General features: G+C 63.7%; 17 protein-coding genes. 4 read left to right on the plus strand and 13 right to left on the minus strand.

Going from position 1 to position 17,980, the window contains the following annotated elements:
- Positions 1–330: 330 nt before the first annotated feature.
- Positions 331–1,953 carry a photosystem II high light acclimation radical SAM protein gene (locus tag KQ307_RS09595; protein ID WP_259727852.1) on the plus strand — a complete coding sequence of 541 codons (1,623 nt, stop codon included), beginning with the start codon at positions 331–333 and terminating at the stop codon, positions 1,951–1,953.
- Between the two features lie 16 nt (positions 1,954–1,969).
- Here the strand turns inward: KQ307_RS09595 and KQ307_RS09600 are convergent, their stop codons facing one another.
- Genes KQ307_RS09600 through KQ307_RS09610 form a run of 3 tightly spaced genes read right to left on the minus strand, consistent with a single transcriptional unit; the run spans position 1,970 to position 4,387 of the window.
- A complete protein-coding gene (locus KQ307_RS09600; RefSeq protein WP_259727853.1) occupies positions 1,970–2,788 on the minus strand; it encodes a CPBP family intramembrane glutamic endopeptidase in 819 nt (272 codons plus the stop codon).
- A 1-nt stretch (position 2,789) separates the two neighbouring features.
- Entirely contained in the window at positions 2,790–3,104 is a 315-nt protein-coding gene (clpS, locus tag KQ307_RS09605; protein WP_259700742.1) for an ATP-dependent Clp protease adapter ClpS, read from the minus strand.
- Between the two features lie 26 nt (positions 3,105–3,130).
- On the minus strand, positions 3,131–4,387 hold the full coding sequence (locus tag KQ307_RS09610) for an LL-diaminopimelate aminotransferase (RefSeq protein WP_259727854.1): 1,257 nt from the start codon (positions 4,385–4,387) through the stop codon (positions 3,131–3,133).
- A 386-nt stretch (positions 4,388–4,773) separates the two neighbouring features.
- Here KQ307_RS09610 and KQ307_RS09615 point away from each other — a divergent pair, with 386 nt between their 5' ends.
- Both KQ307_RS09615 and KQ307_RS09620 read left to right on the plus strand, forming a co-directional pair.
- Positions 4,774–6,843 carry an Rne/Rng family ribonuclease gene (locus KQ307_RS09615; RefSeq protein ID WP_259727855.1) on the plus strand — a complete coding sequence of 690 codons (2,070 nt, stop codon included), beginning with the start codon at positions 4,774–4,776 and terminating at the stop codon, positions 6,841–6,843.
- A gap of 59 nt (positions 6,844–6,902) precedes the next feature.
- On the plus strand, positions 6,903–7,475 hold the full coding sequence (locus KQ307_RS09620; RefSeq protein ID WP_259727888.1) for a ribonuclease HII: 573 nt from the start codon (positions 6,903–6,905) through the stop codon (positions 7,473–7,475).
- Here the strand turns inward: KQ307_RS09620 and KQ307_RS09625 are convergent.
- Positions 7,450–7,962 carry a DUF1997 domain-containing protein gene (locus tag KQ307_RS09625; RefSeq protein WP_259700745.1) on the minus strand — a complete coding sequence of 171 codons (513 nt, stop codon included), beginning with the start codon at positions 7,960–7,962 and terminating at the stop codon, positions 7,450–7,452. The two genes, KQ307_RS09620 and KQ307_RS09625, sit on opposite strands and share 26 nt — an antisense overlap.
- A gap of 61 nt (positions 7,963–8,023) precedes the next feature.
- Between KQ307_RS09625 and pheA the strand changes: the two genes are divergently transcribed.
- Positions 8,024–8,908 (plus strand): prephenate dehydratase, encoded by an 885-nt coding sequence (gene pheA / locus KQ307_RS09630; protein WP_259700746.1) that lies wholly within the window; start codon positions 8,024–8,026, stop codon positions 8,906–8,908.
- Here the strand turns inward: pheA and KQ307_RS09635 are convergent.
- From KQ307_RS09635 to KQ307_RS09675, 9 genes are all read right to left on the minus strand, one after another.
- Positions 8,905–9,900 (minus strand): methyltransferase domain-containing protein, encoded by a 996-nt coding sequence (locus KQ307_RS09635; protein WP_259727856.1) that lies wholly within the window; start codon positions 9,898–9,900, stop codon positions 8,905–8,907. The two genes, pheA and KQ307_RS09635, sit on opposite strands and share 4 nt — an antisense overlap.
- A complete protein-coding gene (locus KQ307_RS09640; protein WP_259700748.1) occupies positions 9,900–10,571 on the minus strand; it encodes an LON peptidase substrate-binding domain-containing protein in 672 nt (223 codons plus the stop codon). Before KQ307_RS09640 ends, KQ307_RS09635 begins: the two co-directional genes overlap by 1 nt.
- Before the next feature lie 150 nt (positions 10,572–10,721).
- On the minus strand, positions 10,722–11,042 hold the full coding sequence (rpsJ, locus tag KQ307_RS09645) for a 30S ribosomal protein S10 (RefSeq protein ID WP_071800890.1): 321 nt from the start codon (positions 11,040–11,042) through the stop codon (positions 10,722–10,724).
- 173 nt (positions 11,043–11,215) lie between these two features.
- Positions 11,216–12,445 carry an elongation factor Tu gene (gene tuf / locus KQ307_RS09650; protein WP_259700749.1) on the minus strand — a complete coding sequence of 410 codons (1,230 nt, stop codon included), beginning with the start codon at positions 12,443–12,445 and terminating at the stop codon, positions 11,216–11,218.
- Between the two features lie 39 nt (positions 12,446–12,484).
- Positions 12,485–14,560, minus strand: coding sequence for an elongation factor G (fusA, locus tag KQ307_RS09655; RefSeq protein ID WP_259727857.1), 2,076 nt, complete (start codon positions 14,558–14,560; stop codon positions 12,485–12,487).
- Between the two features lie 101 nt (positions 14,561–14,661).
- Positions 14,662–15,132 carry a 30S ribosomal protein S7 gene (rpsG, locus tag KQ307_RS09660; protein ID WP_071800895.1) on the minus strand — a complete coding sequence of 157 codons (471 nt, stop codon included), beginning with the start codon at positions 15,130–15,132 and terminating at the stop codon, positions 14,662–14,664.
- 57 nt (positions 15,133–15,189) lie between these two features.
- On the minus strand, positions 15,190–15,564 hold the full coding sequence (gene rpsL / locus KQ307_RS09665; RefSeq protein WP_259700751.1) for a 30S ribosomal protein S12: 375 nt from the start codon (positions 15,562–15,564) through the stop codon (positions 15,190–15,192).
- A gap of 76 nt (positions 15,565–15,640) precedes the next feature.
- Positions 15,641–15,973, minus strand: coding sequence for an AIR synthase (locus tag KQ307_RS09670; protein WP_259700752.1), 333 nt, complete (start codon positions 15,971–15,973; stop codon positions 15,641–15,643).
- A gap of 15 nt (positions 15,974–15,988) precedes the next feature.
- A complete protein-coding gene (locus tag KQ307_RS09675) occupies positions 15,989–17,920 on the minus strand; it encodes a phosphodiester glycosidase family protein (RefSeq protein ID WP_259727858.1) in 1,932 nt (643 codons plus the stop codon).
- Positions 17,921–17,980 lie beyond the last annotated feature (60 nt).

Here is a 17,980-nt window from a genome sequence, read left to right on the forward strand (position 1 = left end):
ACACCGAACCAGCCCACGTAGAGGCGGTTGTTGGTGGAGGTGACCCACTCACAGAACTGACTCCAGGCAGAAGCGCCTTGGCGCTGCTGAAGAGTTGAGGTCATGAGGACGAGAGATAGTGCCCCCGAAGGGACGAGGAAGTAGGGCGGCTGGCGGAACCGGAATTCCTGCCGTGATCTGCCGAAGCAGGATCATCGCCTCAGCAAATGTAACAGATTCTTGCGCTGTGTGTGGAAGGCTTGAGCGCCGCAGCGGAGGCCCCGGGAGCGCGCCTGGCGGCCATGCCGCCCACTCCCGGTGGTTAGCGTCCAGCTTCACCCTGTCCGGTCCATGGTCCTCGCCGCACGCCAGCAGAGCGCCCCTCGGCTTGCCCTGGCAGACCCTGCCTCCGAACGGGTTCTGCTGATCCGGTTGCCCTGCAACCCGATCTTCCCGATCGGCCCCATCTATCTGGCTGACCACCTTCACAAAGCCTTCCCCGATCTCCCTCAACGGATTCTCGACCTGGCCGCCTCGCCTCTGCTTGATGTGGAGCGGGTGCTGCTGGAGGAGGTGGAGGCGTTCCGCCCCACGCTGCTGGTCTTTTCCTGGCGTGACATCCAGATCTATGCACCGGTGGACGGCCGGGGCGGCAACCCGCTTCAGAATTCCTTCGAGGTGTTCTATGCGGCCAACCCCTTGCGGCGATTGCGCGGCGCCCTCGGAGGCCTGCGGCTGATGGCCTCGTTCTATGGAGAACTCGGCCGCAATCTGCGTCTGGTGAGGCGGGCCCTGCGCCAGGCCCATCGCTTCCAGGCCCGTGCCCGTGTGGTGATCGGTGGCGGTGCTGTGAGTGTGTTCTACGAACAGCTCGGTCGGCGTCTTCCAGCCGGCACGGTTGTCTCGGTCGGCGAAGGGGAGCAGTTGCTCGAGAAGTTGATTCGTGGCGAGGACCTGGCGGCAGAGCGTTGTTTCGTGGTGGGGGAGCCCCCTCGCCCCGGCCTCGTGCATGAGCAGCCTTCCAACCTGTTCAAAACTGCCTGCAACTACGACTACATCGCCTCAATCTGGCCGCAGCTTGATTGGTATCTCGAAGCCGGCGACTTTTACGTGGGGGTGCAGACCAAGCGTGGCTGCCCCCATAACTGCTGCTATTGCGTCTACACCGTGGTGGAAGGGAAGCAGGTCAGACTCAACCCAGTGGCGGAAGTGGTTGCCGAGATGGGCGATCTCTATCGACGCGGTGTGCGTGGTTTCTGGTTCACAGACGCCCAGTTCATCCCTGCCCGTCGTTATATCGAGGATGCCAAGGAGTTGCTCCGGGCGATTCTGGCCGCCGGGATGACTGATATTCACTGGGCTGCGTATATCCGCGCCGACAACATTGACGCTGAGCTGGCCACTCTGATGGTGGAGACCGGCATGAGCTATTTCGAGATCGGCATCACTTCAGGCAGCCAGGAGTTGGTTCGTAAGATGCGGATGGGATACAATCTTCGAACTGTGCTTGAAAACTGTCGGTTGCTCGCCGCGGCTGGCTTCCGAGAGCAGGTTTCCGTGAACTATTCGTTCAATGTGATCGATGAGCGGCCGGAGACAATCCGCCAGACCGTTGCCTATCACCGCGAACTGGAGCTAATTTTCGGCTCCGACAAAGTGGAGCCCGCCATCTTTTTCATCGGCCTGCAGCCCCACACCCACCTTGAGCAGTACGGTTTCGAGCAGGGCCTGCTCAAGCCCGGCTACAACCCGATGAGCATGATGCCCTGGACGGCGAGAAAGTTGCTCTGGAATCCCGAGCCGATGGGCAGCACCTTCGGCCGTGTCTGCCTGGAGGCGTTTGAAACCAATCCCCAGGATTTCGGCCGCACCGTGATGGCCATCCTGGAGCGTGACTATGGCCAGGCTCCACTCGAGCAGGCGCTGCGCGCTCCCGTTGAAGGGCGCCGGGCCCTTGCCACCGCCGTGCTCTGAGCCTGGCTGAGTGCCCTCAACTCTGCCAGTGCCCGCGCCGCCACAGCAGCAATCCTCCCAGTCCCAGCCAGCCGATCACCCCGCCGATCGGATTGGGGCTGGGCATGCCTGGGCCGATCAGCCAGCCTGGAGCGCTGCTGGAGATCTCCAGCAATCCGGTCTGCAGAACGAACCAGCCACCTACCAGTCCCCCGTGCAGCCCCAGGGCTCCCCAGAGGGAACCCCGGTCGGAGCGACGTTGCAGGGCCAGAACAATTCCGAGCAGGATCAACCCCCCCAGCAGCCCGATCGCGCCTGGGCCGCCCAGCCGATACCAGGGGTGCAGCAGGCCGAAGATGCTGGCCTGGAGCAGCAGGGCCTGCCGGGCCCCGGCTTGCAGGGCCAGCTCCCCCCAGAGCCAGCCGCGAAACAGAAGTTCCTCGGCGAAGCCCACCCCTGCCGCCAGAGCCAGGCCATTGAGCGCAGTCCCCCAGCCGAGCCGCCAGGACCAGCTGGCCTGGCCAGCCACCACCAGGACGGCAGTCACCAGAGTCAGCAGCAGGCTGGCCATCAGCAGCCCCCGCAGCAGGCTTCGCAGCCCGTTGGCGAGCGGCAGCCGCAGGCCCAGTCTTCGCCAGGGCCGAGTTTCCCCCCAGACCCGCTCCAGTCTCCGGGGCAAGGTCAGCAGGAGCAGCAGCAGGGCCAGCACCAGTCCGGCCAGGTCGAGCTGGTCGGGTCTGAGAGTTGGGGAGATCAGCGCCAGGGGCCTGGCCGTCAGCCAGCCGACTGCGTAGAGAAGGGGCACATAAAGCAGGGTGCCAAGCCAGCGGGGACCTTCCTGGGCGAAGGCCGGCAACTCAGCCCTCCGGCTCGATCGTGCTGCTGAGCCCTTTGCCTTTGAGGGTTTCGCTGTAGAACTCCGCCGGCTCCAGGTCGCAGACGATCACCAGGCCGACCCCGGTGTTATGAGCTTCGAGCATCACGGCGATGGCATCCTGTTCACTCAGGGAAGGCACCACCTGGCGCAGGGTGCCGACCACGTACTCCATCGAATTGACCGGATCGTTGTGCAGGAGCACCCGATAGCGCGGGGATGGTTTGCGGACACGCTGCACCTCCTTCTCGATCACCGCGGCCCCCCCGGGCGTGCGGGTCGGCGTTTCAACCGACATGGCCACTGCAGAAAGAATGATCCAATCTAGGCAGCGACCTTGCCATGGGAAGCCAGGCCACAGCGGCTGATGCGGCCCATCGCCTCCTGCACATTGGCTCGGCTGTTGAAGGCTGAAAGGCGCAGATACCCTTCCCCAGCGGCACCGAAGCCGCTGCCCGGGGTGCCGACCACATGGGCTTCCTCCAGCAGGCGGTCAAAGAAGCCCCAGGAGTCGAGGCCTGTCGGTGTCTGGATCCAGACGTAAGGGGCCTGCTGGCCGCCATGCACCGTGAGGCCAGCCGCTGTGAGTTGCTGTCGGATGATCGCGGCATTCTCCATGTAGAAGTCGACCAGCGCCTTCACCTGGGCCTGTCCGGCTGGCGTGTAGACCGCTTCGGCACCCCGTTGCACGATGTAGCTCACTCCGTTGAACTTTGTGCTCTGACGGCGATTCCAGAGGCTCCAGATCTCCACGTTCTCCCCATCGTCGCCTCGTCCCATCAGCCCACGGGGCACCACCGTGAAGGCGCAGCGGGTTCCTGTGAAACCGGCATTCTTGGAAAAGGAGCGAAACTCGATCGCGCACTGGCGGGCTCCCTCGATCTCGTAGATCGAATGGGGCAGCTCCGGGTCGCGGATGAACGCCTCGTAGGCGGCGTCGAAGAGGATCAGGGCTTCGTTGGCCAGGGCATAGTCCACCCATTGCTTCAGGTGGTCACGGCTGGCCACCGCGCCGGTGGGGTTGTTGGGGAAGCAGAGGTAGATCAGGTCAACCTGCTGCTCCGGCAGCGGGGCTGTGAAACCGTTGGCGGCCGTGATCGGCAGGTAGGTGAGGCGGCCATAACGGCCGTTCGGGCCGGCCTCATCCGTGCGGCCTGCCATCACGTTGCTGTCGACGTACACCGGGTAGACAGGATCAGTGACGGCAATGCGGTTATCAGGTCCCAGGATGTCGAGGATGTTGCTGCTGTCGCATTTCGAGCCGTCGGAGACGAAGATCTCCTCGGGCTCGATCGCGCAGCCACGGGCCTGGAAATCGTGGGCCGCAATCGCCTCGCGCAGCCAGAGGTAACCCTGCTCGGGGCCATAACCGTGGAAACCGCTCCGGCTGCCCATGGCGTCGATGGCAGCCCGCATGGCTGAGCAGCAGGCCTCCGGCAGTGGTTCGGTCACGTCACCGATGCCCAGGCGGATCAGGGCCGCCTCCGGGTGGGCGGCGGAGAACTGCGTCACCCGTCGCGCGATCTCTGGAAAGAGATAGCCCGCCTTGAGCTTCAGGTAATTGGCATTGATCTGAACCACGGCGGCCCCATGCTCAGCAAGTAGGCCGCCATCCTGCAATGGCGCGGCCCCGGGCTGGCGACCATGCTAAATTCCCCAGAAGACGGCAGTCCCGTTTGTAGCTCTCGGATCTGCAAACACTTTCTACGGGTACCGCCTCCTGCGGCCCATCATTCCCGCAGGCACAGTTCCTTGCTTCGGTCGGTTCCATCCAGTTCCGCAAGCATTAACGTGATCCGGGGGGTGAACCTCCAGAGGCGCTTCCTCACCAGATTTTTTTCTTCCGTCTTCCACCTCCTGCAGCAGCAGTCGAGCGGCTTTGCGGCACGCTCTGCTCAGCGGATGGTTGTTTCCGGGGGCTAAGCCCATTCCCTGGCAGAGCTCCATCGAGCCATTTTCTATCCTCCATGCCCCAGCAGATCGTCATTGCGGAGCAACTGCGGATCGCCGCCGTGCTCAACGACGAACGGGTTGATGAACTGGTCGTCGCCCAAGGCCGCTATCAGATCGGTGACGTCTATCTCGGCCGAGTCGAGAATGTCCTCCCTGGCATCGATGCGGCCTTCGTCAACATCGGTGAAAGTGAAAAGAACGGTTTCATCCATGTCACCGACCTTGGCCCCCTCCGCCTGAGGAAAGGAGCAGCCGGCATCACCGAGTTGCTTGAACCGCGCCAGAAGGTGCTGGTTCAGGTGATGAAGGAGCCTACGGGCACCAAAGGTCCCCGGCTCACCGGCAACCTCACGCTTCCTGGCCGCTTCCTGGTGCTTCAGCCCCATGGCCAGGGGGTGAGCATCTCCCGTCGCATCAATGGGGAGAACGAACGCAATCGCCTGCGGGCGCTTGGTGTGCTGATCAAGCCACCGGGTGCCGGTCTGCTCGTGCGCACCGAGGCGGAGGGTGTCAGCGAGGAGCTTCTGATCGACGATCTCGAAGCCCTCCTGCGCCAGTGGGAAGCCATTCAGGAGGCCGCGGAAACGGCCAGCCCGCCTGTGCTGCTCAACCGTGACGAAGACTTCATCCATCGGGTGCTGCGAGATCTCTACAGCCCCGAGGTGCTCAGCGTCGTTGTCGACACACCCTCGGCGGTGGCCAGGGTGAATGCCTTTCTCGGCTCCGACCAGGACAATCTCCTGGTCGAACACCATGCGGATTCCACCAGCATTCTCGAGCACTATCGGGTCAATGCAGCCATCCGGGATTCACTGAAGCCCAGGGCGGAGCTCCCCTCCGGCGGCTACGTGATCATCGAGCCCACCGAGGCGCTCACCGTGATCGATGTGAACTCCGGATCGTTCACCCGATCGGCCAATGCCCGGGAAACGGTGCTGTGGACCAACTGTGAGGCGGCCGCTGAAATTGCCCGTCAACTCAAGCTGCGCAACATCGGCGGTGTGGTGATCATCGACTTCATCGATATGGAGTCCCGGCGTGATCAGTTGATGCTGCTGGAGCACTTCACCCAGGCGGTTCGGAACGACAACGCCCGGCCACAGATCGCCCAGCTCTCCGAACTCGGCCTTGTTGAGCTCACCCGCAAACGCCAGGGCCAGAACATCTATGAGTTGTTCGGTCGGGCCTGCCCCAGCTGTGGCGGTCTTGGCCATGTGGCCGTGCTCCCCGGCACGGACACGCTGCAGCCCCTCGCCAATGTCTCGGGTCTGGTGCGCTCGGCCGCCTCGGCAAGGGCCGAGGTGCCCAGTCCGGCCACCGGTGAGCCCGCCGGTCGCCGCCGCAGTGGGCGTGGAGGCCGGGGCGGCCGCTCCGCGGAGCCGATCGAGCTGGCCGCACCCCTACCCCTGCCCGGCCTCGATCCATCGCCGCCCAGTGAGGGTGCCGACAGTGGATTCGTCGCGGAGCCGCTAAGCCGCCGCCAGGTCCCTGAGCTGGTGGCCGTTCCAATGGAAACCGATCAGGAACTGGTTTATGGCTGGCTCGGTCTCAGCCCTGCGCTTCTGCTCGATTCCCCATCCAATGCCGATCAGCTGATCGTGCGTGTCGTCCGCCCCGGGGATGACCCGGATGCGGTGCTCGAATCGGCCAGGCAGCAGCAGTCGGCGAGTGGCTCCCGTCGCCGTCGTCGTGGTGGGCGGGGTGGGCAGGACACTCCTGCCAACGGTCGCGCGGCCACCGAAGACGGTCCGGTCTTCAGCAGCCCGGCGTTCAGCAGTCCTGTCTTCAGCAGCCCGGCCGATCAGGCGGACGTCCTGGTTGAAATCACGCCTTTGCCGATGCACTTTGATGAATCCAGGCCCATCGTCACCACGGTGATCGAGGCGCCGCTGGTGCAGGTTCCGCTGTCCCGCAAGGTCACCCGTACCCGTTCCTCCTCCTCCAGCGAGGAACCGGTTTCGGCATCCCTGCCAGACAATGGAAATCACTCCACCACAGGGGTCGCAACACCTCCCGATCCTGAACCGGAGGCCGAGGCCGGCGAGCCGCGCCGTCGGCGTCGCCGTTCCTCCGCCACGGTCTGACCAGCGAGGCGTTCCTGCTGGCCGCGTTCTGCGGCCAGGATCCTGGCCTTTGCGCCGGTCTGGATGAGGTGGGACGGGGCAGTCTGTTCGGCCCCGTCTTTGCCGGGGCTGTCATGCTGCCCGCCCAGGCACTCGCACCGCTTGCCGCCCTGGGCCTCACCGACAGCAAGGACCTATCGGCAGGCCAGCGTCAGCGCCTCGTCCCGCAGATTCACGCCCTGGCGTTCGCCTGGGCGTTGGGCCAGGCCTCTGCCGCCGAGATCGATCGCCGCGGAATCCGCTGGGCAACCGAGGCGGCCATGCTGCGAGCTCTGCAACGCATGCCCAGCACCCCCGCCCTGCTCCTGGTCGATGGGGTCTTGCCATTGCGGAACTGGTCGGCCCCCCAGGTCACCCTGGTGCACGGCGACCGGCGCTGCCTGGCGATTGCGGCGGCGAGTGTGCTGGCCAAACAGGCCAGAGATGCCCTGATCCAGCGACTGGCTGAGCGCTACACCGGCTATGGCCTGGAACGGAACGCCGGCTATGGCACCGCTGTCCATCGGCAGGCGATCCTGCGGATCGGGCCCACAGCGCTGCATCGCCAGTCCTTTCTTCGGCGGTTGCTCAGTGCTCCTGGCACCAGTGCCTGAAATCTCCCAGCAGTTGCTGCCCCACCCGCTTGCGCATGCCCAGCAGGATGCCTCCCAGCAGGGAGCGCCCCGTGGCTTCCAGAACCTTCGGGGCGATCAGGCTCAGCACCGCCGGACGACTGACCGACACCGCCAGTCGGGCCTCACCCTCCAGCCCTGTCTCCGTTGCCCGGATCCAGGAGTGCAGGGTCAAGCTGAAGTCGTCCACCAGATCGAAACCGGCCAGTTGGCAGTCGAGGGCTTCGATTTCCAGCCGCTCAGCGGAGCGCTGGGTCTGCAGCTGGACCACAGGCTGGATCTGCAGCTGAAAGGCCCTGAGGGGTTTGACCGCATAGCGGTAGCGTCCCTCACCAAGCTTTTCAAGCTGGCTTGCATCCAGGAGAGCCCGGACGATCCGGTCTTCGTCGTTGAGGTAGAGGGCCAGTCTGTGGGTCTGCTCGGGAACAGGCTGCCTGAGGTACTGGCTGGCGCTGAAGGCCAGGGGCATCGCCGGGCGAGGGGGGCGGCGGGAGATGATCCTATCCACCCACGTCCCTGCCCCCTTCGTCATGCGTCTGGCCTTTCTCGGTCCCATCGGAACCTATGGAGAGCAAGCGGCGAGAACCCTGGCGGATCTGGAGGGGCTCACGGCCGTGGAGCTGGTTCCGCAGAACGGCCACCGTGCCGTGATCCAGTCGTTGGCGGAAGGGCGATGTGATGCGGCGGTGGTTCCGGTTGAGAACTCCGTCGAGGGGGGAGTCACGGCTTGTCTCGATGCCCTCTGGGAGCATCCCGACCTGAGAATTCGCCGGGGTCTGGTGTTGCCGATCCGCCATGCCCTGCTGGGCAGTGGGCCGATCAGCGGAGTCAGCGAGGTGCTGTCCCATCCCCAGGCCCTGGCCCAGTGCAGTCTCTGGCTTGCCTCGCATCTGCCGGCTGCCTGGCAACTGCCGACCAGCTCGACGGCGGAAGCCTCACGCCTGGTGGGTGGCAGCCCTTTCCGCGCCGCTGTGGCGTCGTTGGAGGCCGCCAGAACCCATGGACTGGAGGTGCTCGCCTACCCGATCAATGATGTGCCGGGAAACTGCACCCGTTTCCTGCTGTTGCAGCGGGAATCGGCCAGGGCGTTGGCCTGCACCCATAGCAGCCTCGCTTTTTCCCTCCATGCCAATCGTCCCGGGGGCCTGCTGGAGGCGCTTGGCTGCTTCGCCCGCAGGCAGATCAACATGAGCCGCATCGAGTCCCGTCCTTCGAAACGGGAGATGGGCGAGTATCTGTTTTTTGTCGATCTCGAACTGCCGGACGATCCCCACCGCCTGGAGCAGGCCATCGAAGAACTTTCGGCTCTCTGTCAGCACCTGGCGCTGTTCGGCACCTATCCGATCACCAATCTCAGTGGGGAGAGTGGTGGAGCGGAGCCCGAGGTGGCGCCCAGCAACCCAGCCACTCCCTAGCGACTGGAAGGCCCTGCGATTTGCTCGGACTGGGTTCGGGGCTTCCGGCAGCGGAAGACACCGAACTGCATCAGGCCGGTGCTGAAGGCCCAGTGCATCAACAGCAGGGTCGGGGTTTCCCTGAGTCCCTGGAGCAGGGCCTGGGGGCCAAGACCCAGCACTGCTCCAGGCCGCCGCATGCCTTCCACGATCGAATCAATCCAGGAGGGCAGCGTGGCGGTTGTCCAGTCGGCGGTGTCGACCCTGGCGCCCTGGCCATGGAGGCTCTGTTCCAGATTTCGACGAAAGGAGGAGATGCTGGCGAATTCCGGATGGGCCCATTGATCCAGGAGCTGGCGCATCACCCAGCTCTCCAGGGGGGTGAGCGCACCTTCCGCCGGATCCCGTCGGTTCCAGTCAGCGACGGCGAGCAGACCGCCCGGGCGCAGCACGCGCTGCAGTTCATCGGCGTAGCGCTGCTTGTCGGCCATGTGGGGGCCTGCCTCCACGCTCCACACTGCATCGAAACCGGCGTCCGGCAGGTCAAGCTCGAGGGCGTCCATCACGGCGAAGCGGCAGGTCATGCCGCCGGGTGTGAGCTGACGGGCCCGCTCGATCTGGGCCGGACTGATGCTGATTCCCAGTACCTCGAATCCGTAGTGCTGACTGAGCATGCGGGCACTGCCGCCGATGCCGCAGCCCACATCGAGAATCGTTGAGCCGGCCGGCAGTTGATCAAGGCCGCTCCAGCGCACCAGCTCATGCACGAAGGCGGCCTTGGCTTCGCGAAAGTCGATCGAAACCGGTGGCGTTCCGTAATGGCCGAGGTGGACATGCTCCCCCCAGAGCCTCTCCAGAAGGCGGTCCTGGGTCCAGCGGTCGTAGGCGAGAGCCACACTGGCCGTATCCAGGTAGCGACGGTTGCGGTTCTGCCAGACGCTGTAGGCGAGCCAGCCCAGTCCGGCGGCGCCGGCTCCGAGCAGCAGGGCGGCAGGCCAGATCCCAGTTGCCATCAGGCTGGATCCTGATCAACCTCGCCCATGCCCTTGAAGGTATCCTTCAGCACGGTTCTGGCTGCCAGCTGACGACGGGTCTGGTCCAGGAGGGTGTACTCCTGACGCAACCGTTCGGTGGTGTCGGTGAGCTCCAGCAGAGCCTGCTGATGGTCCGCCACCGGACCACCCAGGTGGGAACCGATCCAGAACGACAGCTCCCTGGGCAGGTCGGGCAGGTCGGTGGGGAGGGTGGTGGGCTTGCCGATCAATTTGCCGGTCAGGTCCACCACGTCGCGGAGGGCCTGGGTGACTTCAACGGCCAGCTGGCTGAGTGCGGCATCCGAGCCACTGGCCTGGTCTTCGATCCAGCTGACCATGCCGACTCGAAAGGGAGCTTCACGGACCACCTCGAGCACACGGAAGCGTTGTTGCCCCATGGTCACGATGTTGCTGCGGTCGTCATCCTGGGTCTGGCACTGAAGAATCTCAGCGCAACAGCCCACGGCTGCCATTCGCTTCTCCTGAGGATCCCAGCGCACAACACCGAAACGACGGTCCGTTTCGAGCACCGTGCGGAGCATCATCCGATACCGGGGCTCAAAGATATGCAGAGGCAGCACCTCTTGGGGGAACAGCACCACATCAGGCAGAGGGAAGAGGGGAAGTTCCCTGACAGCCAGATCAGTCACGTCGTTGGTGCGCAGAGGCGCGTAGGGGTGAAGCAGCGTGAATGCAGGCGGCTGTTGGTGTGCAGCAGACCAGAATCACGACATGACCAGATCCTAGAAAGCCGGAGGCTGGAGTGATGCCGGCTTCGCGAATCAGGCTGAAGGCCTGGCTCAGAGCTTGACTTCAATGTCAACGCCACTGGGCAGGTCCAGCTTCATCAGGGCATCGATCGTTTTGGCCGTAGGGCTGTAGATATCAATGATGCGGCGATGGGTTCGCGTTTCGAAGTGCTCGCGGGAGTCCTTGTCGACGTGGGGTGAACGCAGGACGCAGTAGATCTTGCGCTTGGTGGGCAGGGGAATGGGCCCGATCGCCGTGGCGGCGGTGTGATCAGCCGTTTCGATGATCTTGTCGCAAGAAAGATCCAGCATGCGGCGATCAAACGCCTTCAGGCGAATGCGAATCTTCTGCTGGGCGATGGCGGTGGACATGGAGGGGAAAGAGGTGCGCGTTGGCAGCCGAAGCCGGCGTCAACTGGATGGTGAAAGGGAATCTGAATCATCCCTGGATTGTCGAGGTGCTCACCGACCGCATCAAACCGGAGGGTGGGTGGATCGGGGGAGAGGCAGTCGTCTGACCACCTCTCCGCCTGGCTGAGGTTGACTCAGGCCACGATCTTGGAAACGACGCCGGCACCGATGGTACGACCCCCTTCCCGGATGGCGAAGCGCATGCCCTGCTCGATGGCCACCGGGCAGATCAGCTCGGCGGACATCTTGATCCGGTCACCAGGCATGACCATCTCAACGTTGGTCCCGTCGTCGGCCGTGAAGGCGGTGATCTGGCCGGTCACGTCGGTGGTGCGGATGTAGAACTGGGGCCGGTAGCCAGCAAAGAAAGGAGTGTGGCGGCCACCTTCCTCTTTCTTGAGAACATAAACCTCACCCTCAAATTTGGTGTGGGGCTTGATTGAATTGGGCTTGACGAGCACCATGCCGCGCTCGATGTCTTCTTTCTGAACGCCGCGCAGCAGCAGCCCGACGTTGTCGCCTGCCATGCCCTCATCGAGCAGCTTGCGGAACATTTCCACGCCGGTGACGGTGGTTTCGCGGGTGTCCTTGATGCCGACGATCTGAACGGTTTCACCGACTTTGACCTTGCCGCGCTCGATCCGGCCGGTGGCAACGGTGCCTCGTCCGGTGATTGAGAAGACATCTTCGACAGCCATCAGGAAGGGCTTGTCGATCTCCCGCTCGGGTTCGGGAATGGACTCATCCACTGCATCCATCAGGTCGAGAATCTTGTCGACCCATTCGTTGTCTCCGCGGTTGCCTTTGCCGCCGCCCTGGATGTATTCGAGGGCTTTGAGCGCTGAACCAGCGATGATCGGAATGTCATCACCCGGGAAGTCGTAGCTGCTCAGCAGCTCGCGCATCTCCAGTTCGACAAGCTCAAGGATCTCCTCGTCATCAACCATGTCTTTCTTGTTGAGAAAGACCACCAGGGCCGGCACGCCGACCTGTTTGGCCAGAAGGATGTGCTCCTTTGTCTGAGCCATCGGACCATCGGTTGCAGCCACCACCAGAATGCCGCCATCCATCTGGGCAGCACCGGTGATCATGTTCTTGACGTAGTCGGCGTGGCCCGGGCAGTCAACGTGAGCGTAGTGACGGGGCTCAGTTTCGTACTCGACGTGGGCGGTATTGATCGTGATGCCCCGTTCTTTCTCTTCAGGAGCACCGTCAATATCGTCGTAGGCCTGGGCTTTCGCCTGGCCCAGGGACGCCAGCACATTGGTGATGGCGGCGGTAAGAGTGGTCTTGCCGTGGTCAACGTGGCCGATGGTGCCGATGTTGACGTGAGGTTTGTTCCTCTGAAACTTCTCGCGGGCCATTGAAGGAAAGAATCGGGGGGGTTGGTTGGGGGTGAGAGATCAGGAATTGCCCTGATTCTTGGAAATGATGGCTTCAGCGACATTGCGAGGAACTTCCTCATAATGGCTGAACTCCATCGAGAAAACACCCCGACCCTGGGTCATGGATCGGAGCTGAGTGGCATAGCCGAACATTTCGGCCAGAGGCACCTTGGTCTGGACTTTAGATTGTCCGTTGTCGATGGACTGGCCTTCGACCTGACCACGCCTGGAGGAGAGGTCGCCGATCACAGAACCGAGGTAATCCTCGGGGATCTCGACCTCCACCTTCATCATTGGCTCAAGGAGAACAGGATTGCACTTCTTGACGCCGTCCTTGAAGGCCAGGGAACCAGCAATTTTGAACGCCATTTCAGAGGAGTCCACATCGTGGTAGGAGCCGTCCACCATGGTGACTTTGATGTCGATCATCGGGAAGCCAGCAATCACACCGGATTGGCAGGTTTCTTTCATGCCATTTTCGGCCGGGCCAATGTATTCCTTGGGAACAATGCCACCGACAATCTTGTTGACGAACTCAAAGCCGGAGCCGGGTTCACCAGGCTCCATCTCAATCACCACATGGCCGTACTGCCCCTTGCCGCCAGTCTGCCTGGCGAACTTGCCTTCGCCCTTGGCGCTGCCGCGGATGGTTTCCCGGTAGGAAACCTGGGGAGCACCGATATTCGCCTCGACGTTGAATTCTCTCAGCATCCTGTCAACCAGGATTTCGAGGTGAAGTTCACCCATGCCGGCAATCACCGTCTGGCTGGTTTCGGGATCGGTGGAGACACGGAAGGTGGGATCCTCTTCCGACAAAGACTGGAGGGCTTTGGAAAGTTTTTCCATGTCCCCTTTGGTTTTCGGCTCCACTGCTACGGAAATGACCGGTTCAGGAATGAACAGCGACTCGAGGATGATCGGATCCGTATCCACGCAAAGCGTGTCGCCAGTGGTGGTGTCCTTGAGACCAAGAACGGCACCGAGATCGCCTGCGCGCAGTTCGTCCACCTCTTCCCGATCGTCTGCCTTGAGCAGAATCAGCCGTGAGATGCGCTCCTTTTTGTCTTTGGTGCTGTTGAGCACGTAGCTCCCTTTTTTAAGCACACCGCTGTACATCCTTACGAAGGTGAGCTTTCCATAGGGGTCGGCCATGACCTTGAAGGCAAGGGCACTGAAGGGTGCGTTGTCGTCACAGGCGCGGGTGGCATCTTCGCCATCGGGAAGGAGTCCGTGAATCGGCGGGATGTCGCTTGGAGCGGGCAGATAATCAACAACTGCATCCAGCATCAGCTGAACGCCCTTGTTCTTGAAAGCGGATCCGCAGAGAATGGGGACGAGGCCGTGGTCAACAACCCCAATGCGGATTCCCTTCACAAGCTGTTCATCCGTCAGCGACCCATTTTCCAGATACGCTTCAATGAGTTCTTCATCCGTTTCTGCAACGGATTCCATCAGCTTGCCGCGCCAGAGAGCGGCTTCTTCCTTCATGTTCTCAGGAATATCCTGCTCGATGATGTCGGTGCCGAGATCATTGGTGTAGATGATGGCCTTCTGACGCACCAGATCGATGATCCCTTTGAGATCGCCTTCGGCACCGATCGGCAGCTGGATGGGGGCAGCCTTGGCCTTGAGGCGGTCTTTGATCTGGTCGTAGACCTTCAGGAAGTTGGCTCCGGTTCGATCCATCTTGTTGACGAAAACGATCCGGGGGACCTTGTAGCGGTCCGCTTGCCGCCAGACAGTTTCCGACTGAGGTTGGACGCCCCCCACCGCACAGAACACCGCAACCACCCCATCGAGAACCCGCATCGAGCGCTCGACTTCGATCGTGAAGTCGACGTGACCAGGAGTGTCGATGATGTTGATGCGGTGATCCCTCCAGCTGGTGGAAATGGCCGCAGCTGTGATGGTGATGCCCCGCTCGCGCTCCTGGGCCATCCAGTCGGTGACGGCGGCGCCATCGTGGACCTCACCCATCTTGTGCACCACACCTGAGTAGAACAGAATCCGCTCGGTGGTGGTGGTTTTACCCGCGTCAATGTGGGCGGCGATGCCGATGTTTCTGACGCGATCCAGGGGGTAGGCGCGGGCCACGGGGGAAGATCTCCGAAGGTAAATCGACGAAACAGCGGGTTGAATTTAGGTGGTGTTGGATTTCGACTGGATGGGCCCGCGACCCAGCCAGAACGCTCCGCTCAGTAGCGGTAATGGGCGAAGGCCTTGTTGGCCTCTGCCATTTTGTGGGTTTCCTCCCGTTTGCGGACGGCGTTGCCGGCCTCATTGGCGGCATCCATCAGTTCGCCGGCGAGCTTCTGGGACATGCTGCGTCCATTGCGGGCTCTGGAGAAATTCACCAGCCACCGCAGGGCCATCGCCGTGCCCCGCTCCTGGCGGACCTCCATCGGCACCTGGTAGGTGGCGCCACCGACGCGACGGGCCCGCACCTCAACCAGGGGGGTTGCATTGCGCACGGCCGTCTCAAAGACTTCCAGGGGGTCGGTGCCGGTGCGGTCGTTGATCAGGCCAAAGGCATCGGAGAGGATCCTCTGGGCTGTGGACTTCTTGCCGTGCTTCATCAGCCGTGCCACGACCATCGAGGCCAGGCGGCTGTTGAACTGGGGATCGGGATGGACTGGGCGCTTCTCAGCAGCATTGCGGCGGGACATAATCCTGGAAAGAGGGACGCAGGGGAGGAAAAGTTAGATGAGGGAAAGGCGAGGGGATCAGCCCTTCGGTGTCTTGGCGCCGTACTTGGAGCGGCTCTGACGACGGTCCTTGACACCGGCGGTGTCGAGGGTGCCACGAATGATGTGATAACGCACACCTGGCAGATCCTTCACCCGGCCCCCGCGGATCAGCACAACGGAGTGCTCCTGCAGGTTGTGGCCGATACCGGGGATGTAGGCCGTGACCTCGAAACCCGAGGTGAGCCGTACCCGTGCCACCTTGCGCAGCGCTGAGTTGGGCTTTTTGGGGGTCGACGTGTAGACGCGGGTGCAGACCCCCCTGCGCTCCGGACAGGCCCGCAGGGCCGGTGATTTCGTTTTGCGGGTGAGATGCTGCCGCTCGGTGCGGATCAGCTGCTGAATCGTGGGCATCGAGGGCCGGGGAGTTGAGCCGGATGTCCGACTGTTTTGACAATTGACCACCCTACGCTGTCGGCCGTCCACCCGATCAATCCCTGCTGAAGGCCGCCCCGCAGGCACAGCACTGGACCCCTTCGCCGGCCCGGATCAGAAACCCTCCCCCGCTCAGATCCCCGCGATAGTCGAGATTGAGCCCCGCCAGCCGGCTGACCTGCTCGGCGGGTGAGAAAAGCGTGATTCCATCGGCCCGGGCGATCGCCACACCGGCCAGGTCCCCGGGACGGATGCGGATCACCCAGCGCTCGCATCCCCCCTCGATCAGGTCAAGGTTCATCAGGCCCGGCGTGCCGGCCACAGCGGCCTGGCGACCGAGCTCGGCGGCGGCGGCGGCTGAAAGGTGCATCGTCAGACCCTTTGGCATGGCGGGGGCTCTGGATCAGCGGGCAGCGTCCAAGTCTCGGACAGCGCCGGACCCGGCCATGGCCCCATCCACCGCGCTGGTCCGGATGTCGCGGGGGACAAGCCCCAGCCCGTTGTGAATGGCGGCGGTCACCCCCCGGCCTTTCACGGTCATCGCCCCGGCCACCACCAGTCCGGTGGAGCCCCCTCCGTCGAGATTGAGCGCATCGATCAGGCCGAGCTGCCTGAGCAACAGTGCGGTTTCCGCCAGTGTGGGGCCGCTGTGTTCCACCCCTTCGAGGGTCAGCAGCCAGAGCTCACGCCCATCGCTGCCGATCACCGTTCGTGGTGCGGCCTGCTGCAGGAAGGCCTGGCTGAATCCTTCCCCGGCTCCATTCAGCACGAGCTGACCCTGCAGCAGCAGCAGGGGACCACCGCCCAGCACATAGGGCAGCTGGCCCAGGGGCTCGATCGGCCGGCTGACAATCGCAAGTCGGCTGCCCACAGTCCAGGGAAGCCCGGCTCCGGCCCTTGCCACCAGCAGGGTGTCGTTCGGCCCGAGGCCGACGCCGCGGGCGAGCTCCGGCCCGCTCAGCTGCTGCTGGACGATGCCATCGCTGAGGAGAAGACCAGTCTCCGAGCCGCTCAAGGCGCGGTAGCCCCGCCCCCAGTCCGCCGTGTAACGGGCCACTCCCCGTTCCAGATAGCCACTGTTCACGGTGGTCAGGGCGGAGCGCTGGCCGCTGGGGTCGATCACCCATTCCTCCAGACGGAGGCGGCCGAATCGGGGCAGCTGGCCCGGTTGCCAGCCCACGGCACCGCGGTTGAGGATCGGACCGGAGAGCCAGCGGCCCTGCTGCTTGAGGGCCCCCAGCGGCAACCGCCGCACCCTGTTGAAGAAACCTCCGTTGATCGCCACCAGGGCCTGGTCGCCCTGGGCCAGGGCGGGGAGGGAGCTGAGCCCTTCCATGCCATCGGGGCGGGTGAGCAGGCGGAGCTCCAACGGGTTTTGGCGCGGATCCAGGCGAACGCTGTTGATCAGCATCCGTCGCGTTCCGACGGCACGGACCTGGCGCTCGATCGTGACGCTTCTGCTGAGCAGGGCCTGGAGTCGATCGTCGAGGCGTGGGGCCGCCGTGATCCCACTCCCCCTGCCGTCTCGATTGCCGAAACCACCAGCTGCGCTGCCTGAGCTGCTGAGACCGACACCGGCCAGATCGAGCACCACCCTGGCGGGCCCCCCCAGGACCAGAAGCCTGGGAACGGCTTTGCCGAGGCTGAGGCTGAGTCCCTGTTCGCTCTGGCGCACCGCGAGACCAAGCGCCTGCAGTTCGGCCCGCTGCGCCGCCGTGCTGCGAAGCCCCACCAGCAGCCGTCCGCTCTCCTGGCGCACGGCGGCGATGCCGCTGAGATCCAGGACAACCCGTCTGCCGCCCAGGGCGGCTGTCCCGCCCGGGGAGGACACCCGAACCCTGACCAGTTCAGGCCTGGGAATCTCGATGCCCAGTTCTTCGCCCCTGGCCTCAAGCCGTGCGCCGGCGGCCTCCAGCACGGCGGCGACGTCAACGGCAACCTCATCATCGAGGCTTCGCTGCTCGGCGGCGGTGACCTTCAGGGCCTGGTCGAACCACTCCAATTCCAGGCTGCCATCAGGCTTGCTGCTGCTGCTGAAGCCCAGCTGTCCCTGCAGCAGATCCAGGGGCAGCCAGAGCTGCACGGGGGCAGATCCAGCGGCATCCCGCCATTGCCAGCGGGCCTGCTGGGCGATCCCATTGATCACGACCCGTTGACCCTGGCGGAGTGCCGGCGGGCGCGCCCAGGCCTGGGCGTGGAGGGTGGCGAGCCCCGGAGGCGGCGGCTTCGAGCTGCCCTGACCGTGGGTTTCGGTCGGCAGCCCAAGCACGAGCAGGCCGAGCACGGCCGGAAAACGCCTGAGGCCATTCCTGAAATGCACGATCGGCCGCGCCATCAGGCCTATTCCGTTGCTGATGAACGCTAACCCCATGTCCCAGTCCCTAAAGTCGGTTTT

Origin of the sequence: Synechococcus sp. CS-1326, assembly GCF_025128115.1 — a bacterium.
Lineage (GTDB): Bacteria > Cyanobacteriota > Cyanobacteriia > PCC-6307 > Cyanobiaceae > Regnicoccus.

Bases quoted from the DNA above. Each gene is read 5' to 3' on its own strand.
- KQ307_RS09595 (WP_259727852.1), top strand. From the start codon at position 331: ATGGTCCTCGCCGCACGCCAGCAGAGCGCCCCTCGGCTTGCCCTGGCA.
- clpS (WP_259700742.1), bottom strand. From the start codon at position 3,104: ATGTCGGTTGAAACGCCGACCCGCACGCCCGGGGGGGCCGCGGTGATC.
- KQ307_RS09615 (WP_259727855.1), top strand. From the start codon at position 4,774: ATGCCCCAGCAGATCGTCATTGCGGAGCAACTGCGGATCGCCGCCGTG.
- KQ307_RS09625 (WP_259700745.1), bottom strand. From the start codon at position 7,962: ATGCCCCTGGCCTTCAGCGCCAGCCAGTACCTCAGGCAGCCTGTTCCC.
- pheA (WP_259700746.1), top strand. From the start codon at position 8,024: ATGCGTCTGGCCTTTCTCGGTCCCATCGGAACCTATGGAGAGCAAGCG.
- KQ307_RS09635 (WP_259727856.1), bottom strand. From the start codon at position 9,900: ATGGCAACTGGGATCTGGCCTGCCGCCCTGCTGCTCGGAGCCGGCGCC.
- rpsJ (WP_071800890.1), bottom strand. From the start codon at position 11,042: ATGTCCACCGCCATCGCCCAGCAGAAGATTCGCATTCGCCTGAAGGCG.
- tuf (WP_259700749.1), bottom strand. From the start codon at position 12,445: ATGGCCCGCGAGAAGTTTCAGAGGAACAAACCTCACGTCAACATCGGC.
- rpsG (WP_071800895.1), bottom strand. From the start codon at position 15,132: ATGTCCCGCCGCAATGCTGCTGAGAAGCGCCCAGTCCATCCCGATCCC.
- rpsL (WP_259700751.1), bottom strand. From the start codon at position 15,564: ATGCCCACGATTCAGCAGCTGATCCGCACCGAGCGGCAGCATCTCACC.
- KQ307_RS09670 (WP_259700752.1), bottom strand. From the start codon at position 15,973: ATGCCAAAGGGTCTGACGATGCACCTTTCAGCCGCCGCCGCCGCCGAG.
- KQ307_RS09675 (WP_259727858.1), bottom strand. From the start codon at position 17,920: ATGGCGCGGCCGATCGTGCATTTCAGGAATGGCCTCAGGCGTTTTCCG.